We start from the raw sequence: 24,972 nt of genomic DNA on the forward strand, positions 1-24,972 counted from the left end.
GGTCAAGTGGCTCAGCGGGTGAGCCACTTGACCTCGTAAGCCTGCATCGCGAACTTCTTCCCGTCGATGTCGGCGTTGATCTGCCGGTTGAGGGTGTTGACGACCAGGACGGTCTTGTCAGTGGCGAGGACCCGGACGTTGGGGACGTCGTCGGCGGCGACGGAGACGTTCTCGAAGGTGCTGCCCGGCGCGAAGGCCTTGCCGAACCGGCTGACGAGGTCGAACATCGGCAGCTTCCGGCCGCCGCTGCTGCCGTTCGTCGGCGTCCACAGACACCCCGCGCAGTCGGTGCCCTTCTCGTTCTCCGGGTTCCAGTAGAACGCGGACGTGGTGCCGCCCCTGGCCAGCGCGATCATCCCGGCGGCCTGCACGGCGACCCGGCGGTCCTCGGACCAGCCCTCGCGTTCGTCCCTGCTGTCGGCGGGCTCGACGTAGTACTCGGCCCACCACAGCGGCAGGTTCCCGGTCTGCTCCCGCACCCACTTGCTGACCGCGGTGAACTTGTCGGTGGCCGCGAACTCGTCCGGCAGCAGCTCGTCGTCGTTGGTGTAGCTGGAGCCGTCCACGACCACGAAGTCGGCGCCGGCCTTGTTCCTGTTCCAGTAGTCGAAGGCGTCCAGGATCCGCTGGTCCATCGCGCCCCAGGGGCCCTTGAAGGTCGCGGAGGCGTCGGTGGAGCGCGGGTCGACGCTGTCCATGACGAGGTACGGGCCGCCGACCATGATGTCGGGGTTCACCTTCTTGAGCGCCTTGTAGACCAGGTTGTACAGCTGGGTGTAGCCCTCGTAGTCCCAGCGGGCCTTCGTGTTGTTCCAGAAGCCCTTGAACTCGTTCCAGACGATGAAGTGCCGTACGTCCGGGTAGCGCTTGGCGACGGTCGCTGCGAGCGCCGCGTAGTCCTTGAAGTGCGCCGGGTCCGGGGCCTTCTCCAGCGACGCCTGGCTCCAGTCGGTGTTGCCGACGCCGGCCTCGCCGCCCTTCATCCAGTCCGGCGCGCAGCACAGGGTGATGGTCGGTGTGGAGCCGGAGGCGCGGATGAAGTCGACGCGCCGGTCCAGGTCCTCGAAGTCGTAACGCCCCTTGACGGGCTCGGGGTTGTCGGCGCCCCAGCCCATGATGTGCTGGTTCTGCGGGATGCCGCCGACGTCCTTGATCTCCCGCTCGACCCGTTCGGTGGCCGTGGAGCTGCCCTCGTCGGCGCTGAACTGGGTGTGGGTGAAGCCCCAGCCGACGTCCGGGGTGTCGGCGTCCGGTGTGGTCGTGGGAGTGCCATGGACCCGGTCGCCGTTGCGCGAGGTGCCGTCGGTGCCCGCGCCGCTGCCCGGAAGCGTGTTGAGGAGGGTCACGACCAGTGCCAGAGCCGCCGCGCCCACCCCGAGCAGAGCGGTGAGCCGCCACCGCCGCGCCCCCGTATACCACCCATGACGTCCCATTGAGGACAACGGTATCCGCGAACACGCCTGTGCGGGCAGATGCCGGGGATGCACAGACTTGTAACAGCGGTGGGCGGACGGACCGGACGCCGGCGACACGGTCCGGCCGCTGCGGAAACCGGGTGCGTGGGGACCTGCCGTGCCGGATCATGGGCCGCATGTCTGCGAACCCACACGACGCGCTGCCGATCCGGCTCAACGTCGACGACAGCGACTCCCCGTCCGACGTCGTCGACGCGCTGTTCCTCGGCCGCTTCGCGACGGGCGAGCAGCCGTACTCCCACGCGGCCAACATCGACCGGGTCCGCACCGGGGCCACGCTCCTGCCGGCCGGTGCCCGGGTGCTGCGCGTCGCCCGCGACGACGACCGCAGCGCCACGCTCGCCGAGGGCGAGGGCTGGACCCTGCTGGTCTCCCGCTGGAACCGCGGCGCCGACGTCACGGTCACGGCGACCGACGCCGAGCTGGCCAAGAAGATCCTCGACCAGGCCACCGACGGGGCGACCGACGAGCCGGAACCCCAGCCGGAGAACGTGACCATGGGGTTCTGGTACGTCTCCCCCAGGCGCGGTCCGCACCGCACGACCCGGCAGATCTCGGCGGGCACCTGGGACGAGGTCCGGGAGAACTACACGGCGCCGGTCGCGGACGCCATGGACAGCCTGATGAAGACGACCCCGGAGGACATCGCGGGCCGGCTGCTGCTGCTTCACGGTCCGCCGGGCACCGGCAAGACCTCAGCGCTGCGCACCCTGGCCCGCTCCTGGCGGGACTGGTGCCAGGTGGACTGCGTCCTGGACCCCGAGCGGCTGTTCTCCGACGTCGGCTATCTCATGGACATCGCGATCGGCGAGGAGGACTCCACGGGCAAGGGCCGCTGGCGGCTGCTGCTCCTGGAGGACTGCGACGAACTGATCCGCGGCGAGGCCAAGCACACGGCGGGCCAGGCCCTGTCCCGGCTGCTCAACCTCACCGACGGCCTGCTCGGACAGGGCCGCAACGTCCTGGTGGGCGTGACGACCAACGAGGACCTGGAGCGGCTGCACCCCGCCGTGGTCCGGCCCGGCCGCTGTCTGGCCCGGATCGAGGTGGGCCCGCTGACCCGCCGGGAAGCGGTGGGCTGGCTCGGCACCGAGGAGGGCGTGGGCCGCGAGGGCGCGACCCTGGCCGAGCTGTACGCGCTGCGCCGCGGGACGTCACCGACGGCGCTGCCGGAGCCGCGGCCGGGGGCGGACGCGGGGCTGTACCTGTAGTGCTTTGATGGATGTATGACCTTGTTCGTCGGCACTTCCGGGTGGCAGTACAAGGACTGGCGGAACGTCCTCTATCCCGAGGGCGTGCCCGTGCGGCTCTGGCTGGAGGAGTACACCGCGCACTTCCCGACGGTCGAGATCAACAACGCGTTCTACCGGCTGCCGTCCCGGGAGACCTTCGAGGCGTGGCGGGCCCGGGTGCCGGAGGACTTCGTCGTGGCGGTGAAGGCGAGCCGGTACCTGACCCACATCAAACGCCTGAAGGACCCTCAGGAACCGGTCCACCGTCTGATGAGCCACGCGGAGGGCCTGGGCCCGCGCCTGGGACCGGTCCTCCTCCAGCTCCCTCCGACCCTGAAGGCGGACGCGGGCCTGCTGGACGCCTGCCTCGCCTGTTTCCCGTCCTCCACCCGGGTCGCGGTGGAACCCCGCCACGAGTCCTGGTGGACGGACGAGGTCCGCGGGGTCCTGGAGGCCCGCGGCGCGGCGCTGTGCTGGGCCGACGTACGGGCCCGCCCGGTGACCCCGCTGTGGCGGACAGCCAGCTGGGGTTACGTCCGCTTCCACGAGGGCCGCGCGCGGGCGTGGCCGAGCTACGGCAGGCGCTCCCTGGAGACCTGGGCGGACCGCGTCAGCCGGACCTTCTCCGGCGACGAGGACGTGTACGCGTACTTCAACAACGACCCGCACGGCGCGGCCATCCACGACGCACCGATGTTCGAAACACTGCTCCTCCGCAACGGCGCGCGGCCACGGCGACGCATCTCCGCGGTGCCGAACCCCGCTCAGCCCTCCCCGTAAGCCGCCCGCAGGGCATCCCGTACGGCCGCCAGGGCGTCGCCCTCGGTCAACCCCAGCCGTCGCACCCGCTCGACGTAGGCCTGGGCCGCCGACGCCGCCTCCCGTTCCGCGGCCGAGCCCGCCGCGGCGACGAACGTGCCGTTGCGCCCCCGCGTCTCGATCACCCCGTCGCTCTCGAGCGCCCGGTACGCCTTGGCGACGGTGTTCGCTGCCAGCCCGAGCGACTCCGCGAGCCCCCGCACGGTCGGCAGCCGGTACCCCACCGGCAGCACGCCCGCCCGGGCCTGCTCGGAGATCTGCACCCGTACCTGCTCGTACGGCGGTGCGCTGTCGTCGATGTGGATCTTCAAGGTCACGAGCCGATTGTCCCGCACGGGCCGGAAAATGAGAGGCACCCGGCCAAGGCCCCCACGTAACGTGCGCCTTCATGACCGTGATCGTGCGCGACCTGCGCCCCCAGGACCCGGCCGACGTCGAGAACTTCGCCCGTGCCCGCCATCTGGCCCTCCCGCACGTGCTGTGGACGCCGGCCGGCGTCATCCACCGCACGGTCCACACCCACCCGGACGCCCATTACCGTTCCCTCGTCGCGGAGGAGGACGGCGAGGTGATCGGCACGGCGCAGCTGGGCCTCGCCCATGACAGCCCCGAGCCGGGCCAGGGCTATCACAACGTCTACGTACGACCGGACCGCGTCCGGCGCGGTGCCGGTGCCCTCCTCGTGCGCACCGCCGAGGAGCACCTGGCGGCGCACGGGGCGACCAAGCTGTTCTCCTGGGTGCTGGACGAGCCGCACAACCGCGCCTTCGCCGAGCGGTTGGGCTATCGCGCCAGCCGCGCCGCGCACTTTCTGCGCCTGGACCTGGTGAACGCCACGCTGCCCCCGCTCCGGACCCCTCCCCCGGGTGTCGAACTGCGCACCGCAGCCGACTTCGTGGACGATCCGCGGCCCTTCTTCCAGCTGGACGCGGAGACCGTCGGGGACGAACCGAGCGACGTGGACACCGAGTTCACGGACTACAAGGCCTGGATCGAGGAGAACTGGAAGCACCCGCTCCTCGACCACGCCCTGACCACGATCGCCCTGGTCGACGGCCGTCCGGCAGCCTTCAGCGCCGCCCACACCGACGGCACCGGCCGCTACGCCACCGCGATGACCGGCACCGCCCGCGCCTTCCGGGGCCGGGGCCTCGCCAAGCTCGTCAAGAACGCCTCCCTGCACCGCGCCCGCGCCGCCGGCTGCACGGAGGCCCTCACCGGCAACGACGCCGGAAACGAACCGATGCTCGCGATCAACAAGTGGTTCGGGTACGAGATCCGCGCCACGGAGGTACGCCATGTCCGCGAACTCACCTGAACCGCTCCCGCGTGTGGAGGTCGTCCTGGTCAAGGCCGGCCGCACGAAGATCCGCTACGAGGCCGAGCTCCTCACCGACGACGGCACCCGCGTCACGGTCCGGGCCCCCTGGGCCGGGGAGGGCGTCCGCGACTTCGGCTTCGTCCGCTTCGAACCGGGTGACGTGTTCACCGAGCACTACTGGCGGGACCGGTGGTACGCGGTGAAGGAGGTCCGCTCGGCGGACGGCACCCTGAAGGGCTGGTACTGCGACATCACCCGCCCGGCGACACTGCACGGCACCGAGCTGGTCGTAGAAGACCTGGACCTCGACCTGTGGGTCTCGGCCGACTTCAAGGAGATCCTGCGCCTGGACGAGGACGAGTTCGAGGAGAGCGGCCTGACGGAGCGGGACCCGGAAGCGGCGTCAGCGGCATGGACAGCTCTGAACGAGTTGGAGGCGCTGACCCACCTCTTTGGGGGCGCGGGGAACGGCGCGACAAGCCACGACGCACCCGCAGCCGACGAACGACACCGCTTCCCACCCCTCTAGTCGCCCCGCACCACCACCGCATACCGCTCGTCGTCCACGTCCTTCCCCCACAACGCGGAGTCCCCTGAGAGTCGCTCCACGCGTACCCGCCCCCCGAGCGGCTCCGCCAACCCCCTCACCACCTCGGCGGATATCCCGAAGGCCCCCCACACCCCCTCCACCAGCACCAACCGCCCACCCGGCCGCACCAACCCCCACCACCGCCGCAGCACCCGCCCGGGATCCGGCAGCGCCCACAGCACATGCCGTACGAGCACCACGTCGAACCGCTGCTCCCCCACCGGAGGCTGCTCCGCGTCACCGACGAGGAACACCGCGTCACGCCCGGCCAGCTTCGCGCGGGCCCGCTCCACCATGGCCGGCGACAGGTCGACACCGGTCACGTGGTGTCCCTGCTCGGCCGCGAGGAGCGACAGGCTGCCGGTCCCGCAGCCGAGGTCGAGGACGTCGGAAGCCCGCTCCGGGAGCCACTCCCGGAGCCGCCCCGCCCAGGCCCGCCGCACCTCGGGGTCGCGCAGCCCGTGATCCGGTTCCTCGTCGAAGGACGCCGCCTCGGCGTCCCAGTCCACGCCCCCACCACCACTGTTCTCCGTCATGCCCCCCAGAGTGACACCCGCCACTGACACTCGAATCGTGACAGCCGCCACTGACAGACCACTGACCGATGAGGAACTCTCCCCGAAAGGGTCTACCTCCGTGAGAACGCGGAACTCGGTAGGCACTGAAGGAGGCAGCCATGCGCCGTACCACCGTGCAGAAGCCCCTGAAGAGGACGGACGCCCGCCGGATCCGCGAGGAGGCCGACGAGCGCCCCGCGGGACGACCCGAGGTCCGCAAGGACATCGCGCGGACCTGGTGGCCGGACGGCTGACGGCGGCAGGCATGCTCCGTGTCAGACCAGTCGCTTGCGGTAGTGGACGCGGTCATAGGGCCCGTCCACTCGCCGTTCCACGACCTCATAACCGAACTTCGGGTAGATCTCCTGGTTCTCCCACATCATCGCGTTGGTGTAGAGCCTGACCTCGGGCAGGCCCCGCGCACGCGCGTGTGCCTCGACGAACCGCAGCAGCCGTCCTCCCACTCCCTGCCCCTGGGCTTCGGGACGGACGGCGATGTTGTCGAGGTACAGATGGTCCGCGCGTTCCTCCACCACCACAAGCCCCACCACGGGGTCACCGGTGACGTACACCTGCCCCGCGGCCACGTTCGCCGCGTGGTCCCGCTGCATGGGCTGCGGCACCAGCCCGATGCGCTCGATGTAGTGCTCGTACGCGGCGTCGGTCACGGCCTTCACGGCCGGCACGTCGGCTGTCCCGGCGGGCCTGATCTCCTCGTTCGTCATGCCCGCACGCTACCTACCTGATCTCCGTCTCAGCAGTCCCTTAAGACAGCCATAAAGATCGTCAGCGGCCGTCACAAGCTGGGGATTTCACGGTTTCTTTGATCCGGCACCCATCAGTTCCGGTTCCGAGGAGATCCCCCATGCCCGCACGCCTGCCCGCACGCCGCAAGGCCGCCGCAGCCGCCGCCGTCGGACTGGCCCCGCTCGCCCTGACGGCGTTGGCCACCGCGCCCGCGGCCGCGCACGGCTCGCTGGGCGACCCGGTCAGCCGGGTCTCGCAGTGCTACGCGGAGGGCCCGGAGAGCCCGAAGTCCGACGCGTGCCGGGCGGCGGTCGCGGGCGGCGGCACCCAGGCGCTCTACGACTGGAACGGCATCCGCATCGGCGACGCGGGCGGACGGCACCAGGAGCTCATCCCGGACGGCAGGCTGTGCAGCGCGAACAACGACGAGTTCAAGGGGCTGGACCTGGCCCGCGCCGACTGGCCGGCGACGAGCGTGCGCAGCGGGTCGTACACCTTCAAGTACCGCGTGACCGCCCCGCACAAGGGCACCTTCACGATCTACCTCACCAAGCCGGGCTACGACCCCGCGCAGCCGCTGGCCTGGGACGACCTGGACCTGTCGCACCCGGTCGCGACGGCCACGGACCCGGTCGCCTCGGGCGGCTTCTACACGTTCTCGGGCACGCTCCCGGAGCGCTCGGGCAAGCAGCTCCTGTACGCAGTCTGGCAGCGCTCGGACAGCCCGGAGGCGTTCTACTCCTGCTCGGACGTGACGTTCGGGGGCGGCTCCGGGGCCGTGAAGGGCAGTTCGACTCCGGCGCCGAGCGCCTCCGCGCCCTCCGAGGAGCAGATCGAGGGCAGCACCGACAAGTCGACGGTCGAGCATCACGGGCACGGTGACGACGACGCAGGTACGTCGGCCCAGCCGACGGCCCAGGAGACGGCTCAGGAGACGGCGAGTCTGCCGGCCAACGACGTGCAGGCGGCGGGGACTTCGCAGAACCTCGCCGAGACCGGCGGCGACACCAGCACCTCGTACCTCGCGATGGGCGGTGCCGCCACCCTCGCGGCCGGCGCGGCGATCCTGTTCGGCTCGGTGCGCAGGCGTGCGGTGAACCAGGTTGGACGGCGCGGCCGTTGATCCGATGAACTCCGGGGCCTGACCGGCGGCTCAGGCCGGACAGGCCCCGGCGACGCTCAACTCAGCGCCGACGCACAGGTGGTGGCGGTTGCGTGGGCCGGGTCGAGGGCGTTGGCCACCTCGTGGAAGGCGATCCGGTCGAACAGGCCGATGGCCACGTGCTCCGAGAGGTCGAGCGGACACAGGTCCTGGAGCAGGACGTTGTGGACGCCGGATCCGCTGAGGAACTGGCTCTGGTACGGCGTGACGACCTCGTCGTACCTGGTGGCGAGGACGGTGTACTTGACGCCGGGGACGGTGTCGCCGCCCGCGTTGAGCTTGGTGAGGAAGGCGGAGCCGACGACCTGGTCGGCCAGGGCGGGGGTGTTGGTGCTGAGGAAGTCCCCGACACCCGGGAAGTACGGCAGCAGGTTGGTCAGCCCCGACAGGGTGGTGCCGTGGTTGTCGGGGGCGATGCCGACGAGGGCGTTCACCTTGGCGGCGCCACCGAGGAACTTCAGGTAGTAGCGGGGCATGAGACCGCCCTGCGAGTGACCGACCAGGTCGGTCTCGGTGGCGCCGGTGGCGGCGAGCACCTTGTCGACGAAGGTCTTCAGCTGCTCGGCCGACTTGTCGATGGGACCGAGGCCGTAGATCAGGGGCACCCCGGACAACTGGCCGTAGTCGAAGGAGAAGAGGCAGTAGCCGCGGTTCTCCAGGTAGGGGGCGAGGGCCAGCCAGTTGTCGACGGAGTTGGCGAACGTGCCGTGCACGAGGACGACGGGACGGGGATGGGCGGCGGAGGGCTTGCAGGACCAGTCGTTCCAGCCGGCGCTGGGGGCGGTGGCCGCCTGGGCGGTGCCGGCGGCGGGGACGACGGCGACCGCGGCGGTCAGGAGTACGGCGGCGAGGGGTCTGAGCAGTCGTTTCCAGGGCAGCATCGGGTGATCTCCTTGCGGCTCAAGGGAGTTGCGATGGCCTTACGCCCTGTGATCCGGATCACGAAGGATGCTGTTCAATTCGAAAGTTACGGACGAGTAGTTCGCTTGTGAAGTTACGCGTCAGTAAAAACTTCCAGCGATAACCGCGTCGGGTGTATCCGCTGATGAACCGTCACCAGGCTGGCCTGATGGGACCATAGGGGGCAATGCGCCCCAATTGATGGCACAACGCGCGCACTTCACCCTCGCCGATGACATCGACCCACGCCGCGACCGCCTCCGCGGCGGCCTCTTCCGCCGCCCGGGTGCAGGCCCACCCCTGCTCGGTCAGCACGACGAGCCGGGCCCGCGCGTCCTCGGGATACGGTCGCCGCTCGGCGTACCCCTTGCGCACGATCTCGTCGACCAGCTGACTGGCGGCCTGCTTGGTCACCCCGAGATGCCCGGCGAGCTCCGTGACCGTGGCCCCGTCCGGCGCGAGCCGCGTGAACGCGAAGCCGTGGGCGGGGCGCACGCCCTCGAATCCACGAGCGACGACCCCGTCATTGATGCGCCGGGTCAGATCGCTCGCGGCGGAGAGCAGGGCGGAGGTCAGAAAAAGGGCTTCGGAGTTCTGCATGAGGGCACTATAGTCAAGCTACTTGTTCAAGTTGCTTGACCATCTGAGGTCATCCTTCGACCCTCTTCGATCACGGAGGCCCGCATGCCCGTAGTCCACTCGTCCGAAGCCGTCACCCACGAGATCCACGGCGCCCGTTTCGTCTCGTACGCCACTCCCCTCACCGGCAGCAGGGAGCTGTGCGCCTGGCGCGGCGAGATCCCCGCCGGGACGAAGGCACCGGCTCACACCGTCAACCGCGAGGAGATCTTCCATCTGCTCATCGGCGAACTCCTGATCACCCTCGACGGCACCACTCACCGGCTCACCGCGGGCGACACGGCGATCATCAACCCGGGCGCGACCCTGAGCGTCGAGAACCCGACCGACCACACCGCCCTCACCTGGGTCACCACCTCCATCGGCCTGGAGGCGGAACTGGCCGACGGCACCCGCATCACCCCGCCGTGGGCCAACTGACCTCACGCGGGCTCCCAGAGGTGACTGCCCCTACGCCGCCAGGGTCCCCGGCACCACCGCCAGCGGTCCGAACTTCGCCCGGACGCGGTCCGCGGCCTCCTCGATACGGCGGAGCTTCTCGTCGGTGGGGTCGAAGGTGAGCTGGTGGGAGGCCTGTTCGGCGGAGTCCAGGCCCTCGGCCCGGAGGGCGAGGGAGCGGACCCGGGCGCGCTGGAGGCCCAGCGCCTCGTACATGCCGTAGGCCGCCCTGGTCAGGGCCGCCGAGTGGGCGGTGGGCTCGCCGAGGGTGCGGCTGCGGGTGGTCGCGGTGCGGTCGGCGTAGCGGACGGTGAGGGTCAGGGTGCGGCAGACCTTGTCGAGGGCGCGCAGCCTGGTGCCCAGCTCCTCGGCGGCGGAGAGCAGGGCGCGGCGGTGTCGGTCGGGGTCCAACTCGTCGCGGGTGAAGGGGCGTTCGGTGGCGAGGGAGCGCGAGACGCCGTTCGGGACCACCCGGCCGCGGTCCACGCCGTTCGCCTTCTCGTGCAGCTCGCGGCCGGGCTTGGCGCCGACCAGGCGCTGGAGGGTGGACAGGGGTGCGGCGGCGACCCGGTCCAGGGTGTCGAGGCCGTACTCGCACAGCACGCGGGCGGTCGCGGTGCCGACGCCGGGGAGTGCGGCGACGGGCCGGCCGGCGAGGAAGTCCGCCACCGCGCCCTCGGGGACCGTCCGGGTCAGTCCGGGCCGGGCGTCCTTCAGCGCCATGCGGGCCAGCATCGGTCCGGGTCCGGCGCCGATCGCGCAGTCCACTCCGTGCAGGGCGAGGGCGCGGACCCGGATCACCGAGGCCAGTTCGACGGCGTCGCGCTTGAAGTACCGTTCGGCGCCCCGCAGATCGGCCAGGGCCCCGTCCGGTGGCAGCGCCTCGACGACCGGCGTGAACTCCTCGAGGAGGCCGAGCAGTTCGGGCAGGGCCGCCTCCCGCGTCGGCGGCAGCTGGAAACGTACGCAGAGGATGGTCATCCCGCACTCCCCGGACTCTGGTGCCACAACTTCCGTACCTGTGAAGCCTCTTGACCCGCCGGCCGCAGATCGGCCCACGGATGCAGTTCGTATCCCGTCGGCATTTGGATTCGCCGCCCACCGGTCGGATCGCCGACCGGCCTTTCCGCCGGGTCTCCGGCCCGCCTGCCCGGCGGATCTCCGTCCTGCCTTCCCGACGGATCCCCGGCCGGCCCTTCTGCCCGATCGCCGGTGGGCCCTCCCGAGGAATCCCCGGCCCTCCCTCCCGCCCCGACCCCGTTCTCGTCGCCGGCCCCTTCCGAACCCGGCCCTGCCCCCGGCACCGGGACCGGCTCCGCCAGCCGTGCCGCCACCGCGTCGAGGCCCTCCTCGTTCCGCAGTTCGACCAGTTCGGCGAGGTTCCAGGCGGCCGCGCCCACCACGCTGAGGCTGCGCGGTCCGCGCCGCTGCACCACTCCGCGCACCAGCAGCAACCAGGAGTGGAAGACGGTGTGCGCGCAGGCATCGTGCGAGTCGTCGAAGAAGGCGAGGTCGACCAGGCCGGTGCCGTCGTCCAGGGTGGTGAAGATGACCCGCTTGCCGGACCGGATCGGCGGGGTCTGGGTGGCCACCTTGGCCCCCGCGACGAGCACGGTCTCCCCGTGCCGCGCCTCCCGCAGCCGCCGCGCGCCGACCACGCCCAACTCCCGCAGGAAATCATGGTGGTCGTCCATCAGATTGCGTGAGACGTCCATCGCCAGCACCCCCAGCTCGGCACTGAGCCGCTCCACGGAGGACAGGTCCGGCAGCCCGGCCGGGGCGGTCCTGCGCCCGCCGGCCAGCGGGAGCTGCCCACCGCCCGCGCCCCGGCCGCCCCGGTGCAGCTCGGTCAAGTGCAGTTGCAGATCACGCCGGTTGGCGCCGAAGGAGTCCAACGCGCCGACCTGGGCCAGCCTTTGGGCCACCGGCCGGCTCGGCCGTGCCCGCTCCCAGAAGTCCAGCAGCGAGGCGTAAGGCTGCCCCTCCGCGATCCGCGCGGCCTCGGTCTCACTGATGCCGTACACGTCGGAGAGGGCGAGTCGCAGACCCCACACCGAAGGTTTATCAGACACCAGTTCGATCCTGTGTGCGACCCCCGACTCGTTCACGTCGAGGGGCAGGATCGGCACCCCGCGCCGCCGCGCGTCCGCCAGCAGCAGCCGCTTCGGGTACATCCCGGGGTCGTGGGTGAGCAGCCCGGCGTAGAAGGCGGCGGGATGGTGCGCCTTCAGCCACGCCGACTGGTACGTGGGTACGGCGAAGGCGACCGCGTGCGCCTTGCAGAAGCCGTACGACCCGAAGGCCTCGACGATCTCCCAGGTGCGCTGAATCGTTTCCGCGCTGTAGCCGTTCGCCGCCGCGTGCTGGGCGAACCAGAACCGGATCCGCCCCTGCGACTCCGGTTCGGACAGCCCGCGCCGCACCCGGTCCGCCTCGCCGCGCCCGCACCCGGTCATGATGTCGACGATGTCGATGATCTGCTCGTGGAAGACGACGACCCCGTACGTCTCCTTCAGCGGCCCCTCCAGGTCCCGGTGCGGATAGCGGACGGGCGCCCGCCCGTGCCGGGCCTCGATGAACGGCCGCACCATGTCGGCGGCGACCGGCCCGGGCCGGAACAGCGAGATGTCGACGACGAGATCGTGAAAAGTAGCCGGCTGGAGCCGTCCGACCAGGTCCCGCTGCCCCGGCGACTCGATCTGGAAGCACCCCAACGTCTCGGTGGACCGGATGAGTTGGTACGTCGCCGGATCGCCCGGCGCCAGCGCGTCCAGGTCGATCCGCTCGCCCGTGCCCCGCTCCACCTCCGCGACCGCGTGCGCCATCGCCGACTGCATCCGCACGCCGAGCACGTCGAGCTTGAGCAGCCCGAGGTCCTCGACGTCCTCCTTGTCGAACTGCGACATGGGCAGCCCCTCGCCGCTGGTCGGCATGACCGGCGTCCGCCTCAGCAGGGACGCGTCGGAGAGCAGCACCCCGCACGGGTGCATGGCGACTCCGCGCGGCAGGGCGTCGAGGGCCTCGACCAGCTCCCACAGCTTCCCGTACCGGTCCTTCTCCCCCGCGAGCGCCTTGAGTTCGGGCAGCTCCGCCAGTGCCGCACGGGCGTCCCGGGCCCGGATGTGCGGGAAGGACTTGGCGATCCGGTCGATCTCGGCGGGGTCCATGGACAGGGCCGCCCCCACGTCCCGGACGGCGTGCCGCACCCGGTACGTCTCCGGCATGGCGACGGTGGCCACCCGCTCGCTGCCGAACCGCCCGATGATCGCCCGGTAGACCTCCAGCCGGCGCGCGGACTCCACGTCGATGTCGATGTCGGGCAGGACGAGCCGGCGCTTGGACAGGAACCGCTCCATCAGCAGCCCGTGTTCGACGGGGTCGGCGTGCGCGATCCCGAGCAGATGGTTGACCAGCGACCCCGCCCCGGAACCCCGCGCGGCCACCCGGATCCCCATGTCCCGTACGTCGTCCACGACTTGAGCGACCGTCAGGAAGTAGGAGGCGAAGCCGTGGTGGGCGATGATGTCCAGTTCGTCGTGCATCCGCTCCCAGTACGCCCCTCTGCCCGCGTACCCCTTCAGCACCATCCCCGCCGCCGCCCGGGAGGCCAGGGCCCGCTGGGCGGTACGGCGTCCCGCACCGACGAGATGCGGCTCGGGGAAGTGGACGGTGCCGATGCCGAGGTCGTCCTCGGGGTCCACGACGCACTCGGCCGCGGTCGCCTGCGTCTGCTCCAGCAGCCGGTGGGCGGTGTCGCGCCGGAAGCCCGCGGCCTCGACGATCCGCTCGGCGGCCGCCAGCATGGCACCGGCGTCCTTGAGCCAGGCCTCACCGGAGTCCAGTTCCTTGACGGCGCCGACGGGGACGAGCCGGCGGGCGGAGTCCAGCACGTCGGCGACCGGGCCGAGGCCCGCGTCGGCGTACCGTACGGCGTTGCTGAGCACGGGCCGGATCCGCTGTTCGGCGGCGAAGCCGACGGTACGGGCGGCCAGCCGCAGGGAGCCCGGACCGGTGCCCTTCCTCCCGTGCCAGACGGCCTCCAGCCGCAGGGCGTCACCGTAGACCTCCCGCCAGGGGCCCAGCAGCCGGGCGGCCCGGTCCGGACGGCCGGCGGCGAGAGCGCGGCCGACGTCGGAGGCGGGCCCGAGCAGCACGGTCAGCCCGTCCCCCCGGTTCTCCTCCCAGGGAAGCAGGGGCGGGCCCTCCGCCCCCTTCTCGGAGTGCACCGCGGTGACGAGCCGGCACAGGTCGGCCCAGCCGTGGGCGCCGTCCCGGGCTAGGAAGGTGACCCGGGGAGCCGACTCGTCGACGAAGGCGCCTCCGCGCACGGGCGCACGGCGCCGCTCCCGCCGTACGGGCTCGATCTCCTCCACGGCCAGCCCCACCCCGAACAACGGCCGCACCCCCGCCTTCGCACAGGCCTTCGCGAACCGGACCGACCCCGCGAGGGTGTCCCGGTCAGTGAGGGCGAGGGCGTCCATCCCCCGCTCGGAGGCGCGCTCGGCCAGGCGCTCCGGGTGCGAGGCGCCGTAGCGCAGGGAGAACCCGGAGACGGTGTGCAGATGAGTGAACCCGGCCATCCACACCTCCCGCATCGAACATCAGTTCCCTATCGCCTCTCCTCCACCATAAACCAAAACTCGAACATGCGTACGACAGCGGCGGGACCGTCCCCCACCTGCGGAAACGGTTGTCGGCCTAGCTGCCGGGGCGGGGCTGGACGGGTCCGGCGGTGTCCGTCCCGGGGGGCTCCTCGGTGCCGTTCTCGGCCGTGACGGCCGACTGGCGGGAGGTGGCCGTCGTGCGCTGCGCGGTCTCCAGCGCGTGCAGGCGGCGCTTGATGTCGCGCAGCTCGGTCAGCAGGGTGTCGGGGCGGTTGATCCTGGTCACGGGTGCTCCTCTGGTTCAGGGGGTGCCGGTTGGTTCAGGGGGTCCCGGTGGCGGGTGTCACGGTCAGCTGGACCTGTTCCTCGCCCGCGTCGTTGCCCGGAGTGACCTCGATCCCGGTGATGCGCACACCGAACCGGGCACCCTCGGGAAAGAACACGTCCTTGATGACGACGAGGGCGTCGTCGCCGACCTGGTAGGACCCGAGCACCGGATCCAGGTCGGCGCGCACGGTCAGCTCGGGCAGGACGACGGGGGCCGAGACCGCGGCGAGGGCCGACCTGGCCTGGGAGCGCAGCAGGTCCACGTCGGTGAGATGGACGTAGGAGACCTCGGTCTCGGTCAGCGGGCGCCCGGTGCCGGCGTCCTCGGCGACCGCGACGAGCTGGCCGTTCTCGCCCTGCTCCCCGAGGGCGAAGACCCGGGTGGCGGTGGAGGCGCCGTCGGCCGGCCAGGCGTAGCCGATGAGATTGGCGCCGTACTCCCACACGTGCGGAGTGCCCTGCCGGCCGAGCTGCGGGGTGCCGACCCTGAGCCTGCGCACCGGGCGGCCGTCGCTGCCGTACGTCATGTCGATGACGAAGTCGGGGCCGTGCTCCAGGCTGGCCAGCTCACGCAGCGCCTCGCCGGTGCTCTTGAGATCGCTGCCGGGGTAGAGAAGGGTGCGGGTGATGCCAGACGGCGCGGTGGACTCGGGGCGCACCCCGATGTCGCCGTCGGGGTGCTCCTGGGCGAAGGCCACGAGGGCGCGGGCGATGTCGCTCTGGTCGCGGTCGGTGAAGGAGACGTGGGCGGAGGCCAGGTTGGCCGGGTCGAAGTCGGCGGGCAGGACGCGCCGGTGGTCGAAGTAGGAGAGGAAACCGGCCGCGCCGATCTCCAGGTGCTGGTCGGCGGAGGTGTACTTGACGGTCCAGACCACCCCGCCCCACACCAGCACGCCGTCCCGCTCGACGTAGAGGGCCGCGCGTCCCGGTTCGGTGAGTTCGCGGGGGCGGTGGACGGTGATCCGCGGGTCACCGAGGGGCAACCGGGCGCGGAACTCGCCGGCTTCGTTGAGCTCGGTGCTGAACGTGACGTCGTACAGCGGCAGTTCGTCGGTGATGACGCCGGTGGCCAGGTCGGCGGTGTAGTAGGTGTAGCGGGTCGGTCGGGCGGCCACTAGCCCACCAGCCAGGTGGTGTTGATGTAGACCAGCTGGCCGGCGGTCAGAGGGTCGTTCTGCGGGTAGAGGTTCAGGCTGCCGTCGGGGTCGACGATGCCCTCCACGCCCGTCCGGGTACCGCCGAGCACCACGTACCAGTGGTGCCGTACCGCCGGGCGGAAGGCGGCCGGGAGGGTCATGATGGTCGTGGGGTTGGCCGACTGGGCGACACTCGTGCGGATCGCGCCGCGCAGGTAGGCGACGGCACCGACCCTGCGCACGGCCGGTGGCTCGTTGTTGTACACGGTCCAACTGGCGGGAAAGGTGAGCGTGGTCCAGCCGGTGTCGTTGTTGACCGCCCGCCAGCCCGCCGTACTGTCGTACCACTCCAGGTGGTTGGTGTCCCAGCGGTGGATGTACATGCCGGAGTAGGGGTACGTGGGCCGGCCGCCCTCGCCCCAGACCCGCAGGATGCCGCCGGCAGCCGCGGTCCACGGGCGCAGGTCGTCGATGTCGGCGGCGGCGACGGAGGAGGCGTTCTTCGCGACCCTGATCCGGGCGAGCGGGATGAAGTCGCCGGTCACCGCGGGGTCGACGGGGGTGGCGGCGGCGGTTCCCTTCACGAGTTCCACGGTCATGCCGGTGCTGGCGTCGCCGTACTGCGCGTCACGCTGCCGGGCGATCACCAGGTCGTTGCGCGGGTTGCTGGAGTCGGCCGGGTTCGTGCCGAGGACGTCGAGGGTCTTCTGCTGGCCGAGGGTGACGAGGTAGGCGCCGGTCGCGCTGGCCCGGGTGCCCTGGATCACGCCCTGGAAGGGAGCGACGGTGACCTTCCCGGAGACGGTGGCGGTGGCCTGGACCCGGCCGGGGTCCCCGGTGGCGGGCCGGACACCGCTGCGGGCCTGCACCGGGCTCGGACCGGGCGCGGCGAACACGCCCGTGGCCAGCCGGGCGTCCTCGGCGTCGACGACTCCGCCGGAGATCCAGCCGGAGTCGCGTTCTGGGGTCGGCGTGCTCATGAGAATGCCTCTTCCGGTCGGAGTGTCACGGGACGGGGAACGCGATCACACGCAGGCCGGTGTAGAGCGCGGCGTCCGAGCCCACCCTGCAGGCACCGGTCGTCATGCCGCCGCCCCGGGCGACGTACTGCGTCAGCACCAGCTTGGTAGCGGCGGGCAGCAGGTAGTGCCCCTGGGCGACGCTGGTGGTGATCCTCGAGGGACCGCCGTGGAAACAGGCAAGGGACAAGGCCGTCCCGTCCTGCTTGCGCACCACGTGGTCCCACCGCTCGTCGGGGCCCGAGGTCACCGCGTACATCTGCCCTGTGATCAGCAGCATTCGGGGGTACGGCGCCGTGGGCACGGTGACCTGGTTGAAGGTGTAGCCGGTGGCTTCGGCCGAGCCGCCGATCTGCGGCCAGCCCGGGTCCGCCGGCCCGAAGAACTCCACCGCCCCCGTGGCCGCCGGCCGCCAGGCCGTGCCCGTACGGACCAGGTCGAGGCCGGTCCTGACGTCGTACAGCCGCTGTCCGGCGTAGCCGTTCGCCGGGAGCGACTCGTGGGTCTGCACCGGCAGTACTCCGCCCGTGGCCACGGTGAACACCCGCAGGTCCTTGATGTCCGCCTGGGTGATGGACCCCGCGTTGGGCCGCACGGTGATCTCGGCGAGCGGCAGGAAGTCGTCGCTGAGCCTCGGCGCGACCGGCGTCGGCGCGGGCGCCCCGGCCGCCACCTGCACCACCATGCCGTCGCTCGCGTCGCCGTACTGCCGGTCGGTCTGCCGGGCCACGACGAGGACGATCCGGGCGTAGGAGGAGTGGGCCGGGGCCGCGGTGAGCACGTCGAGGGTCTTCATCCGACCGAGCGTGATCAGGTACGCGCCCGCGTACGACGCACGGGTGCCCTGCAGGACCCCCTGGAAGGGCTGGACCTTCACACTGCGCGAGGGGGTCGCCTCCGCCTCGACGCCGCCGGGGTTGCCGGGGCCGGGCTTGATGCCCGTGCGGGCCGCGATCGGGTTGGTGGAGTCGGTCGCCGCCGAAGCGAACACGCCGGTGGCGAGCCGCGCGTCATTGGCGTCGACGACACCGCCGGAGAGCCATCCGGAGTCACGCTCGAGGTCTTCGGGGACAGGGTCAGCCATGCGGGTGCGTTCCTTCTGGTAGCGGAGGGCGGGCGGGTCAGAGCCAGGCGTCGCGCCACTCCGCGGTCAACCGGGCGGCCGGTTCGTAGTCGCGGGCGCGGAAGAGTACGGGCGTCGCGCCCGGCCGGAGCGGGAACCAGTCCGAGTCGGGCAGCAGCGTTGCCCGGCGGGAGGCCGTGCCCTGCAGCAGGACCGAGCGTGCGTCGGTGTCGACGATGAGGAACTCGCCGTTCTGGAGGGTGAGTTCGAAAGCGAGTTCCTCACCGGTCGCGGTGTTGCTGATCACCGGCTGGACGCAGGGCCCGCTGATCCGCCAGACCGGCCAGGTGGGCACGGTGCCCTTGTTCTCCAGCAGCAGCCGGCCACCGGAGGAACCGGACCCGAAGTCCAGCGGGAAGGAGAGCGGGAAGGAGACTCCGCCGCTGGAGGAGGGCAGCGGGCAGGTGCTGGTGTTCAGCCCGTACGAGTACCGCAGCGGGTCCGGCGCGGTCATGGTCAGGGAGAACTCGAAGACACCGGACTTGCGGTCGGCGATCTTCGTCTCGGCGGTGAGGCGGACCAACGCCCGCCGTACGCGGTGCGGTTCGGTGACGACGAGCGGCAACAGCGTGCTGCCGTCGGCGAGTACGGCGGCCAGCCGGTCCTTCGCCGCTTCCCGTACGGCGCGTTCGGGGGCGATGGCCATGCCCTCCAGAGTGACCACGCGAGGGCCCCGGTAGGAGGGCGCGTCGAACGCGCCGTGCCGCTCGGGGCGGTCGGTCAGGGTGAGCCGGACGGGCGGGGTGGCGGCCCAGCCCTGTTCGCTGGTGACCCACCACTCGACGCCGTCGTCGTCGACGGTGTTCCCGGCCCAGCCGTCCACCTCGAACACCGGCTGCTGGAGCTGGCGGCCGCTCATCGCTTGGCCGCCCAGGCGAGTTCGCGGGCGGTGATCCGGCCGATCTCGTACTCGGACTGGCCGGGGCGGGGGTGCACGTTGACGGTGACGGGCCCGCTCGCGGGGGCGGCTCCGGCCCGGGGTGCCGCCCCGGCGGCGACTCCGGCGAGGCTGTAACCGGGGCCGATGACGCTCCGCGCGGTGGCGGTGGCCAGCCGCCCGGCGGCGCCGGCGACCCGGTTCCCGGCGCCCTCCATGCCGAGGGCGAGCCCTTCTCCGACGTCCCCGCCGAAGCCCATCATCACCTTGGACGGGGAGGCGATGCCGAGGATGCTGCGGATGGGTCCGGGGATGGTGTTGACGACGAAGTTCTTCACGGTGTTGAGAAGGGCGGATGCGGAGTTCTTGATGCCGTTGATGAGGCCCTGGATCAGATCGCCGCCCAAGTGCATGAGCTTGTCGGGGAGTTCGGCGAAGAAGCCCCAGATCTTCCCGGGCACCCCCCGCAGGAAGTCGACGACGGCGTTCCACTTGTCGACGATCCAGTCCCGCACCGAGCCGACCGCGTCCTTGATCTTGTCCCAGTGCTTGACGATCGCGAGCACGGCGATGCCGACGGGGCCGGTGAGAATGGCGACGAGCAACGGCCAGTTGGCCTTGAGCCAGTTGACGACATTCTTCCCGGCGTCGATCAGCCAGTTGATGGCGACCGACGCCCCCTTCATGACCGTCCCCACCACCTGCCCGATGATCTTGAACGCCGCCTGCATGACGGCCTGCACGGTCTTCGACTGCATCGCCATGTCGATGAGCTTGGTGATGAGCGGCATGATGAGGGCGAGGATGGCGCCGAGGATGTTGGCCTTCATGGCGGTGTTGAGCCCGCGCTGGGCGGTGGTGGCGGTACGCAGCCCCTGACTGAACCGGGAGAACAGCCCACCACCCGAGGCCGCACTCCGCCCGGCCCGCTGCACGTCGGCGGCGGCCCGGGTGGCGGCGGTCCGCACCTGGTTCAGCCCGGCGCTCGCCTGAGTGGCCCCGGTCCGCAGCCGGCTGGTGGCGGTACTCGCCTGAGTGGCCGAGTTCTTGAGCCGGTCGACCGAACTACCGGCCCCGGTCGCAGCGGTGCGCAGTCGGCTTCCGGCCGCACTCGTCTGGGTCAGTGCGGTCCGGAAGCGGGTGAGCGCGCCAGTGGCTTGTACCAGTGCGGCTCTCATCCTCCGCACCTCCCTTCGGATGGACAGGAATCAGGTGAGACTGCGCCTGATCTCCAACAGCTTTGTCTCGAAGTTACGCATGTCCGGATTCGCCCCCTTGAGGGCAAGGCTCAGCTGCCTCAAAGCCTGGCGCAGATTCCGCTCCTGGTTCTGGAGCTTGTTAGCCTGCGCCTGCAGTGCTCTCGTATCCGCCGCGCCCTTCGCCGCGCTCTCCGTGGTCCTCGTCGCTCGACGTTCGAGTGCCGCTATCCGTACGACGGCCCTACGGACGACTCCTAGAATCCGCTGTCTCCGAGCGGCGTCCTGCCGGATGTCACTCATTCTCGTTTCCGCGGCGGCGGTCATCTGGCGTTTGAGGCCGGCCACGATCCCCTCAGTGGAGCGGATCCGCCCGAGCAGGGCCTCCGGGGCCAGGTCGGCCGATCTGTAGCCAGCCCCCTCCTTTTTCAGCCTCCGGTCCCGCAGGAGATTGTCGTAGGCTTCCTGGATCTTTTTTCCTGGATCCCACAGGTTCAACTCCAGCTTTGCGGCGTTGACCGCGGTGAAAACTCCGAGCGCCTCAGCCTTGGCAGGCCCTGCGGCGATCACCGCCTCTGTTTCAAAGCTTTTTTTGACAGCCGCCCGAGCCAGCTCATTGAGCGTCGCTCTCGCCTTGCCCAGTTCCTGGTCGAAGAGCCTTTTCGCCATTTCGACGGGCCACATTGGGTCAATCGGCACGGTCATGTTCCACTCCCTCTCAACCGGGCGAACTCAAGAACGCCACGATCTCGACCGGGCTCGCGGCGCGTCCCTCTCCGGCAGACGAGAGGTCGGCGAGCGGAGTGTCAGTCGGAGTCGGACCACCCCCCGGACGTGGTAGAGGCTCCGGATACTCCGCCGGTTCCGCGTCCTCGTCCCGATGGACCGTCGCGAACATCCAGTTGGCGACCGCCAGATGGTCGACGACCGCCGCCAGCAGATGGTCCGTCACCGTCCAGTCCGCCTGTTCGCCGTGGACCGCTCGGGCGAAGGACGAGTCCGAGGGAAGGTGTTCGACCAGGACGCGCAGACGGCGGGAGGAGAGCCGGCCCCGGTGCCAGTCGAGGAGGTCGACCCCGTAGTGGCGGAGCAGATCCGCCTCCAGAGCCTCGGCGTGCTCGTCGACCAGCGCGCCGAGGCTCAGCCTTCCCCCAACGACATGCCGGTGTCGTTCCCGTACGCCTCCAGGATCGCGGAGACGTCCTGGACACTCGTGTCGTACTTGCAGAACCGCTCGAACTGCTCCGCTCCGAGCAGCAGCGCCAGCAGCCCGTCGATGTCGTTGTCGTCCAGCGCCGCGATCTGCTTGGCGATACCGCGCGGGAACTCGGTGGGCAGGTGGAACACATCCCCGTCCACCTCGAACTCCCAGTTCTTCCCGACCGCTTCGAGTCGCTGGGCACGGGCGGCGTTGACGTTGAAGGGGGCCATGTCGGTGGAGCTCCTTGCTACGAGAGGTACGAAAGGGTCAGGCCGCGCTGAAGCTCGGGTCCTTCATCAGGAAGGTCGCCAGCGGGGCGCCGTCCACCGTGGCCAGCGCGGTGAAGGTGACGCCGAGCTTCACGGGAGCGGTACGGACGAGAGCGAGCTCCTCCGTCTCGGTCACCTGTCCGCGGGCGACGATCATGCGGTACTTGACTTCGTCGCCGTCCACGAACTCCAGCCCGAGCATCCGCTCGTCGAACTTCGGCTCGGCCGCCAGCTCGTACTTGTAGAGCCCGGACCCGGTCGCCGTCTCCTTCACCTGCCCGCCGCCGAAGAAGAACGGCAGGGTGTCCTCGTTGAGTTGGAGGAGCTGGAACTTGAAGCTGAGGTCGCGGTCGGAGTAGACGAACCTCGCCGAGCTGACGCTCTGCCAGGTGTCCACGGGGTCCAGCTTGTCCTTCTTGGAGATCTTGACCCCGTCGGTGGTGGTGTAGCCGAGGTCCTTCCACCCGGCACCCCACGCCGCGGCGGTGTCGGCGGGCGGTGCGGTGGCGAGCGGGGCGATGAGGACACGGCCACTGCCCGCGACCCGGATCTCCTTGGCGTTCGTTCCGGCCATCACTGCTCCTTGCTGGGAGATGGACATGACGTGCTGATGTGGGAGTACGGCGAAGTCACGCCGGGCGTACGGCCGTTCAGGCCGGGCGGACCACCAGGCGGGTGGTCGAGACATAGCGGTTGGCGCCGGCGTGCCGGTAGTCGGGCAGCCAGCGCGGCCCGTCCTCCTCGACGACGTCCACGACGGTGGCCCCGCCGTGGCGCACGCCTCTGAGCTGGAGCATCAGGGCACGGGCCACGAGGGAGACGGTGTGGGCCGCGGCCTTGGAGGGGCCGTACACCTCCAGGTCGACCAGCGGATTGTCGAGCCGCGGATCCTCCGACCAGGCACCGCCCATCCGGGAGACCAGTACGGCGCGCTGCGAGCCGTCGAAGCCGGAGGGCGGCGCGACGTCGACGACCACGCCGGACAGCTCGCTGCGGTCCTTGAGCAGGTCGACGACCAGCTGCTCCACGTCCGGGAAGGTGATGTACGGCTCACTCATCGGAGTGGGCGGAGTCTGCGGAGTCCTCGATGCCCTCCGCGGGCCGTGCGATGACACCGAGGAGTTCCCGGGCGGCCAGGTCGTCGACGTCCACGACGTCACCGGGCTCGTGCCCGTTCCACCAATAGGTCAACTGGATCTTCTGCACGGCGTTTCCCCCGAAACGATCGGCTGCGAAGCAAGCTGCTGGGTGATCAACTGCCCGTGGTCAGAAGGAAGTTGGCGCCCCAAGGACCGCAAATGTAACGGCCGCCCCAAGCGCGACGTGAGCAACTTGAGGTCTCGAACGGATAACGATGACGAGCGACCGCACGAGGTCTAGTCCTGTCCTGAAACCGACCCTCCTGAAGCGGCATCCCATCGAGGCGGAGGAGACGGAAGTTGCTCCTGCACCGACTGCTGCACCGGCTGTTCAACCGGTTGCGACACCGACTGCTGCACCGGTTGCGGCACCGGCTGCTGCACAACCCCGGACCCCCCACCAACCCCCTGCTGCGCCTTCTCCAAGAACCGCAGCAACTCCACCGGGAACGGCAGCACCAGCGTCGAGTTCTTCTCCGCCGCCACCGCCACCACCGTCTGCAACAGCCGCAGCTGCAGCGCGGCCGGCTGCTCGGACATCTCCTTGGCCGCCTCGGCCAGCTTCTTCGACGCCTGGAGCTCCGCGTCCGCGTTGATGACCCGGGCCCGCCGCTCCCGGTCCGCCTCCGCCTGCCGGGCCATGGACCGCTTCATCGTCTCGGGCAGCGACACGTCCTTGATCTCGACGCGGTCGATGGTCACCCCCCACTCCACCGCGGGACTGTCGATCATCAACTCCAGCCCCTGGTTGAGCTTCTCGCGGTCGGACAGCAGATCGTCCAGCTCGCTCTTGCCGATGATGGACCGCAACGACGTCTGCGCCATCTGCGAGACCGCGAACCGGTAGTCCTCCACCCGCACGATCGCCTCGGCCGGCCCGGTCACCTTGAAGTAGACGACGGCGTCCACCCGCACGGTGACGTTGTCCCGGGTGATGCCCTCCTGCGCGGGCACCGGCATGGTCACGATCTGCATGTTGACCTTCCGGAGCTTGTCGACGCCCGGAACGATCATGGTGAAGCCCGGCCCCCGCACGTCCGGCCGCAGCCTGCCGAGGCGGAAGACCACGCCCCGTTCGTACTGTTTGACGACCCGCGCGGCCGCCATCGCGTACACCGCTCCGGCGGACACGAGTGTCACGCCCGCCGCAACCAGCTCCTCGACCATCGCGACCCCCAGGGTCCGAACCAGGTGCTCAAGGTGTGTACTTCGACGGTAACTCCGGCATGTACACAAAGGGGAGACGGAGGACGCAGGTGGCCCACGGCATACGGACACAGGACGGCCGCAGACTGACCGTCGAGGAGCACGGCGACCCGGACGGCCCCGCGGTGATCCTGCTGCACGGCACCCCGGGCTGCCGCTTCGGGGTCGTACCCGAGGACGTGGTGACCGCGCACCCGGGCACCCGGTTCATCTCCTACGACCGTCCCGGCTACGGCGACTCGGACCGGCAGCCGGGCCGCCGCGTGGCCGACGCCGCCCGGGACGTGCGGGACGTGGCCGACGCGCGCGGGCTCGACCGCTTCTCGGTGCTCGGCCTCTTCGGCGGTGCCCCGCACGCGCTGGCCTGCGCCGCGCTGCTGCCCTCCCGGGTGCGGCGGGCGGCGGCCCTGGCCTCACCGGCGCCCCCGGACGCACGGGACCTGAGCTGGTTCGACGGCATGGCCGACTCCCGCGTCGAGGAGTTCACCCTGGCGCTCACCGACCCGCTCGCCTACGCCGGACGGCTCGCCGCCCGTGCCGCCGACGTCCGCCGCGACCCCGCCCAGCTGCTCGTCTCGCTGCGCGACGGGCTCACCGACTCCGACCGGCGGATCCTGTCCACCCCGGCGGTCGGCGAGCCGCTGCTGCGCGCCTACCGCGAGGCGCTGCGCGGTTCGTCGGACGGCTGGCTCGACGACGACCTGGCGCTGCTCAGCAACTGGGGCTTCGACCCGGCGACCGTCACCCGGCCCGTCCTGCTGTGGCACGGCGCCCGGGACACCCTCTCCCCGGTCGGCCACTTCAAGTGGCTCGCGCACCAGGTCCCGCGCGCCCGCCCCGTCCTGGAGCAGGACGCCGGCCACTTCGGCGCCCTGGAGGCGCTGCCCGCCGTACTGGACTGGCTGCACCCCACCACGGAACCGGCCGCCCCCTGACCACCCCGGACACCGACGACAAGTCCCCGTACGCCAGACGCGTACGGGGACTCGCGCACCG

General features: G+C 70.8%; 28 protein-coding genes. 8 read left to right on the forward strand and 20 right to left on the reverse strand.

All coding sequences use genetic code 11. The features are described from left to right. Window positions 1-11: 11 nt before the first annotated feature. Window positions 12-1,433: a GH39 family glycosyl hydrolase gene (locus AC2XR2_RS09025; protein ID WP_491514746.1), complete on the reverse strand. Its 1,422-nt coding sequence runs from the start codon at window positions 1,431-1,433 to the stop codon at window positions 12-14. Between the two features lie 158 nt (window positions 1,434-1,591). On the opposite strand from AC2XR2_RS09025, the gene AC2XR2_RS09030 reads away from it, so the two are divergent. Next, window positions 1,592-2,686 (forward strand): DUF5925 domain-containing protein, encoded by a 1,095-nt coding sequence (locus tag AC2XR2_RS09030; RefSeq protein WP_491514747.1) that lies wholly within the window; start codon window positions 1,592-1,594, stop codon window positions 2,684-2,686. A gap of 15 nt (window positions 2,687-2,701) precedes the next feature. Beyond that, window positions 2,702-3,487: a DUF72 domain-containing protein gene (locus AC2XR2_RS09035; protein WP_491514748.1), complete on the forward strand. Its 786-nt coding sequence runs from the start codon at window positions 2,702-2,704 to the stop codon at window positions 3,485-3,487. Here the strand turns inward: AC2XR2_RS09035 and AC2XR2_RS09040 are convergent. After that, window positions 3,472-3,843 carry a GntR family transcriptional regulator gene (locus tag AC2XR2_RS09040; RefSeq protein WP_491514749.1) on the reverse strand — a complete coding sequence of 124 codons (372 nt, stop codon included), beginning with the start codon at window positions 3,841-3,843 and terminating at the stop codon, window positions 3,472-3,474. The two genes, AC2XR2_RS09035 and AC2XR2_RS09040, sit on opposite strands and share 16 nt — an antisense overlap. Before the next feature lie 71 nt (window positions 3,844-3,914). On the opposite strand from AC2XR2_RS09040, the gene AC2XR2_RS09045 reads away from it, so the two are divergent. Beyond that, complete coding sequence (locus tag AC2XR2_RS09045; protein ID WP_491514750.1) at window positions 3,915-4,844, forward strand: GNAT family N-acetyltransferase; 930 nt, start codon at window positions 3,915-3,917, stop codon at window positions 4,842-4,844. Then, a complete protein-coding gene (locus AC2XR2_RS09050; RefSeq protein ID WP_491514751.1) occupies window positions 4,825-5,376 on the forward strand; it encodes a ribonuclease FAU-1 family protein in 552 nt (183 codons plus the stop codon). Before AC2XR2_RS09045 ends, AC2XR2_RS09050 begins: the two co-directional genes overlap by 20 nt. Here the strand turns inward: AC2XR2_RS09050 and AC2XR2_RS09055 are convergent. After that, entirely contained in the window at window positions 5,373-5,972 is a 600-nt protein-coding gene (locus AC2XR2_RS09055) for a class I SAM-dependent methyltransferase (RefSeq protein WP_491514752.1), read from the reverse strand. The two genes, AC2XR2_RS09050 and AC2XR2_RS09055, sit on opposite strands and share 4 nt — an antisense overlap. Window positions 5,973-6,112: 140 nt before the next feature. Here AC2XR2_RS09055 and AC2XR2_RS09060 point away from each other — a divergent pair, with 140 nt between their 5' ends. Continuing rightward, window positions 6,113-6,247, forward strand: coding sequence for a hypothetical protein (locus AC2XR2_RS09060; protein ID WP_123759758.1), 135 nt, complete (start codon window positions 6,113-6,115; stop codon window positions 6,245-6,247). A gap of 21 nt (window positions 6,248-6,268) precedes the next feature. Here AC2XR2_RS09060 and AC2XR2_RS09065 read toward each other — a convergent pair whose 3' ends face one another. Next, window positions 6,269-6,718: a GNAT family N-acetyltransferase gene (locus tag AC2XR2_RS09065; protein WP_491514753.1), complete on the reverse strand. Its 450-nt coding sequence runs from the start codon at window positions 6,716-6,718 to the stop codon at window positions 6,269-6,271. Between the two features lie 152 nt (window positions 6,719-6,870). Between AC2XR2_RS09065 and AC2XR2_RS09070 the strand changes: the two genes are divergently transcribed. Then, window positions 6,871-7,863 (forward strand): lytic polysaccharide monooxygenase auxiliary activity family 9 protein, encoded by a 993-nt coding sequence (locus AC2XR2_RS09070; protein WP_491518423.1) that lies wholly within the window; start codon window positions 6,871-6,873, stop codon window positions 7,861-7,863. Window positions 7,864-7,919: 56 nt separating this feature from the next. Here AC2XR2_RS09070 and AC2XR2_RS09075 read toward each other — a convergent pair whose 3' ends face one another. Both AC2XR2_RS09075 and AC2XR2_RS09080 read right to left on the reverse strand, forming a co-directional pair. Next, window positions 7,920-8,783: an esterase/lipase family protein gene (locus tag AC2XR2_RS09075; RefSeq protein WP_381299382.1), complete on the reverse strand. Its 864-nt coding sequence runs from the start codon at window positions 8,781-8,783 to the stop codon at window positions 7,920-7,922. Window positions 8,784-8,955: 172 nt separating this feature from the next. Next, window positions 8,956-9,402 (reverse strand): MarR family winged helix-turn-helix transcriptional regulator, encoded by a 447-nt coding sequence (locus AC2XR2_RS09080; protein WP_491514754.1) that lies wholly within the window; start codon window positions 9,400-9,402, stop codon window positions 8,956-8,958. Between the two features lie 84 nt (window positions 9,403-9,486). Between AC2XR2_RS09080 and AC2XR2_RS09085 the strand changes: the two genes are divergently transcribed. After that, the gene (locus AC2XR2_RS09085; protein ID WP_330267928.1) at window positions 9,487-9,861 is read left to right on the forward strand and encodes a cupin domain-containing protein; all 375 of its coding nucleotides are present in this window, start codon (window positions 9,487-9,489) and stop codon (window positions 9,859-9,861) included. Between the two features lie 30 nt (window positions 9,862-9,891). Here the strand turns inward: AC2XR2_RS09085 and AC2XR2_RS09090 are convergent, their stop codons facing one another. The 14 genes from AC2XR2_RS09090 to AC2XR2_RS09155 all read right to left on the reverse strand — a co-directional run bounded on the left by AC2XR2_RS09090 (window position 9,892) and on the right by AC2XR2_RS09155 (window position 23,937). Then, window positions 9,892-10,860, reverse strand: a complete 969-nt coding sequence (locus AC2XR2_RS09090) for a DNA polymerase Y family protein (protein WP_381299380.1) — start codon at window positions 10,858-10,860, stop codon at window positions 9,892-9,894. Next, the gene (locus tag AC2XR2_RS09095) at window positions 10,857-14,459 is read right to left on the reverse strand and encodes a DNA polymerase III subunit alpha (RefSeq protein WP_491514755.1); all 3,603 of its coding nucleotides are present in this window, start codon (window positions 14,457-14,459) and stop codon (window positions 10,857-10,859) included. The genes AC2XR2_RS09090 and AC2XR2_RS09095 overlap by 4 nt, the downstream gene beginning before the upstream one ends. Window positions 14,460-14,577: 118 nt before the next feature. After that, on the reverse strand, window positions 14,578-14,769 hold the full coding sequence (locus tag AC2XR2_RS09100; protein ID WP_491514756.1) for a hypothetical protein: 192 nt from the start codon (window positions 14,767-14,769) through the stop codon (window positions 14,578-14,580). A gap of 34 nt (window positions 14,770-14,803) precedes the next feature. Then, window positions 14,804-15,925 (reverse strand): phage tail family protein, encoded by a 1,122-nt coding sequence (locus AC2XR2_RS09105; protein ID WP_491514757.1) that lies wholly within the window; start codon window positions 15,923-15,925, stop codon window positions 14,804-14,806. After that, window positions 15,925-16,926 (reverse strand): hypothetical protein, encoded by a 1,002-nt coding sequence (locus AC2XR2_RS09110; RefSeq protein WP_491514758.1) that lies wholly within the window; start codon window positions 16,924-16,926, stop codon window positions 15,925-15,927. Before AC2XR2_RS09110 ends, AC2XR2_RS09105 begins: the two co-directional genes overlap by 1 nt. A 25-nt stretch (window positions 16,927-16,951) precedes the next feature. Continuing rightward, entirely contained in the window at window positions 16,952-18,049 is a 1,098-nt protein-coding gene (locus tag AC2XR2_RS09115) for a hypothetical protein (RefSeq protein ID WP_491514759.1), read from the reverse strand. 37 nt (window positions 18,050-18,086) lie between these two features. After that, window positions 18,087-18,947, reverse strand: coding sequence for a phage distal tail protein (locus AC2XR2_RS09120; RefSeq protein WP_491514760.1), 861 nt, complete (start codon window positions 18,945-18,947; stop codon window positions 18,087-18,089). Next, window positions 18,944-20,143 carry a phage tail protein gene (locus tag AC2XR2_RS09125; RefSeq protein WP_491514761.1) on the reverse strand — a complete coding sequence of 400 codons (1,200 nt, stop codon included), beginning with the start codon at window positions 20,141-20,143 and terminating at the stop codon, window positions 18,944-18,946. The genes AC2XR2_RS09120 and AC2XR2_RS09125 overlap by 4 nt, the downstream gene beginning before the upstream one ends. Window positions 20,144-20,173: 30 nt before the next feature. Then, window positions 20,174-20,866 (reverse strand): hypothetical protein, encoded by a 693-nt coding sequence (locus AC2XR2_RS09130; RefSeq protein WP_491514762.1) that lies wholly within the window; start codon window positions 20,864-20,866, stop codon window positions 20,174-20,176. 435 nt (window positions 20,867-21,301) lie between these two features. After that, window positions 21,302-21,592 (reverse strand): hypothetical protein, encoded by a 291-nt coding sequence (locus AC2XR2_RS09135; RefSeq protein ID WP_330267918.1) that lies wholly within the window; start codon window positions 21,590-21,592, stop codon window positions 21,302-21,304. Window positions 21,593-21,629: 37 nt separating this feature from the next. Continuing rightward, window positions 21,630-22,205: a phage tail tube protein gene (locus AC2XR2_RS09140; RefSeq protein WP_280852410.1), complete on the reverse strand. Its 576-nt coding sequence runs from the start codon at window positions 22,203-22,205 to the stop codon at window positions 21,630-21,632. A 76-nt stretch (window positions 22,206-22,281) separates the two neighbouring features. Continuing rightward, entirely contained in the window at window positions 22,282-22,689 is a 408-nt protein-coding gene (locus AC2XR2_RS09145) for a phage tail termination protein (protein WP_491514763.1), read from the reverse strand. Beyond that, the gene (locus AC2XR2_RS09150; protein ID WP_330267916.1) at window positions 22,682-22,837 is read right to left on the reverse strand and encodes a hypothetical protein; all 156 of its coding nucleotides are present in this window, start codon (window positions 22,835-22,837) and stop codon (window positions 22,682-22,684) included. Before AC2XR2_RS09150 ends, AC2XR2_RS09145 begins: the two co-directional genes overlap by 8 nt. A 170-nt stretch (window positions 22,838-23,007) precedes the next feature. Next, window positions 23,008-23,937 carry a slipin family protein gene (locus AC2XR2_RS09155; RefSeq protein ID WP_449350043.1) on the reverse strand — a complete coding sequence of 310 codons (930 nt, stop codon included), beginning with the start codon at window positions 23,935-23,937 and terminating at the stop codon, window positions 23,008-23,010. 89 nt (window positions 23,938-24,026) lie between these two features. Between AC2XR2_RS09155 and AC2XR2_RS09160 the strand changes: the two genes are divergently transcribed. After that, window positions 24,027-24,911: an alpha/beta fold hydrolase gene (locus tag AC2XR2_RS09160; RefSeq protein WP_491514764.1), complete on the forward strand. Its 885-nt coding sequence runs from the start codon at window positions 24,027-24,029 to the stop codon at window positions 24,909-24,911. The last annotated feature ends 61 nt before the right edge of the window (window positions 24,912-24,972 follow it).

Source organism: Streptomyces sp. LS-MS-L19 (assembly GCF_058382285.1).

Excerpts from the sequence above, each read along its gene's own strand:
- AC2XR2_RS09025 (WP_491514746.1), bottom strand. The coding sequence starts at position 1,433 with ATGGGACGTCATGGGTGGTATACGGGGGCGCGGCGGTGGCGGCTCACC.
- AC2XR2_RS09030 (WP_491514747.1), top strand. The coding sequence starts at position 1,592 with ATGTCTGCGAACCCACACGACGCGCTGCCGATCCGGCTCAACGTCGAC.
- AC2XR2_RS09035 (WP_491514748.1), top strand. The coding sequence starts at position 2,702 with ATGACCTTGTTCGTCGGCACTTCCGGGTGGCAGTACAAGGACTGGCGG.
- AC2XR2_RS09045 (WP_491514750.1), top strand. The coding sequence starts at position 3,915 with ATGACCGTGATCGTGCGCGACCTGCGCCCCCAGGACCCGGCCGACGTC.
- AC2XR2_RS09050 (WP_491514751.1), top strand. The coding sequence starts at position 4,825 with ATGTCCGCGAACTCACCTGAACCGCTCCCGCGTGTGGAGGTCGTCCTG.
- AC2XR2_RS09055 (WP_491514752.1), bottom strand. The coding sequence starts at position 5,972 with ATGACGGAGAACAGTGGTGGTGGGGGCGTGGACTGGGACGCCGAGGCG.
- AC2XR2_RS09060 (WP_123759758.1), top strand. The coding sequence starts at position 6,113 with ATGCGCCGTACCACCGTGCAGAAGCCCCTGAAGAGGACGGACGCCCGC.
- AC2XR2_RS09065 (WP_491514753.1), bottom strand. The coding sequence starts at position 6,718 with ATGACGAACGAGGAGATCAGGCCCGCCGGGACAGCCGACGTGCCGGCC.
- AC2XR2_RS09075 (WP_381299382.1), bottom strand. The coding sequence starts at position 8,783 with ATGCTGCCCTGGAAACGACTGCTCAGACCCCTCGCCGCCGTACTCCTG.
- AC2XR2_RS09080 (WP_491514754.1), bottom strand. The coding sequence starts at position 9,402 with ATGCAGAACTCCGAAGCCCTTTTTCTGACCTCCGCCCTGCTCTCCGCC.
- AC2XR2_RS09085 (WP_330267928.1), top strand. The coding sequence starts at position 9,487 with ATGCCCGTAGTCCACTCGTCCGAAGCCGTCACCCACGAGATCCACGGC.
- AC2XR2_RS09090 (WP_381299380.1), bottom strand. The coding sequence starts at position 10,860 with ATGACCATCCTCTGCGTACGTTTCCAGCTGCCGCCGACGCGGGAGGCG.
- AC2XR2_RS09095 (WP_491514755.1), bottom strand. The coding sequence starts at position 14,459 with ATGGCCGGGTTCACTCATCTGCACACCGTCTCCGGGTTCTCCCTGCGC.
- AC2XR2_RS09110 (WP_491514758.1), bottom strand. The coding sequence starts at position 16,926 with ATGAGCACGCCGACCCCAGAACGCGACTCCGGCTGGATCTCCGGCGGA.
- AC2XR2_RS09115 (WP_491514759.1), bottom strand. The coding sequence starts at position 18,049 with ATGGCTGACCCTGTCCCCGAAGACCTCGAGCGTGACTCCGGATGGCTC.
- AC2XR2_RS09120 (WP_491514760.1), bottom strand. The coding sequence starts at position 18,947 with ATGAGCGGCCGCCAGCTCCAGCAGCCGGTGTTCGAGGTGGACGGCTGG.
- AC2XR2_RS09125 (WP_491514761.1), bottom strand. The coding sequence starts at position 20,143 with ATGAGAGCCGCACTGGTACAAGCCACTGGCGCGCTCACCCGCTTCCGG.
- AC2XR2_RS09130 (WP_491514762.1), bottom strand. The coding sequence starts at position 20,866 with ATGACCGTGCCGATTGACCCAATGTGGCCCGTCGAAATGGCGAAAAGG.
- AC2XR2_RS09135 (WP_330267918.1), bottom strand. The coding sequence starts at position 21,592 with ATGGCCCCCTTCAACGTCAACGCCGCCCGTGCCCAGCGACTCGAAGCG.
- AC2XR2_RS09140 (WP_280852410.1), bottom strand. The coding sequence starts at position 22,205 with ATGGCCGGAACGAACGCCAAGGAGATCCGGGTCGCGGGCAGTGGCCGT.
- AC2XR2_RS09145 (WP_491514763.1), bottom strand. The coding sequence starts at position 22,689 with ATGAGTGAGCCGTACATCACCTTCCCGGACGTGGAGCAGCTGGTCGTC.
- AC2XR2_RS09155 (WP_449350043.1), bottom strand. The coding sequence starts at position 23,937 with ATGGTCGAGGAGCTGGTTGCGGCGGGCGTGACACTCGTGTCCGCCGGA.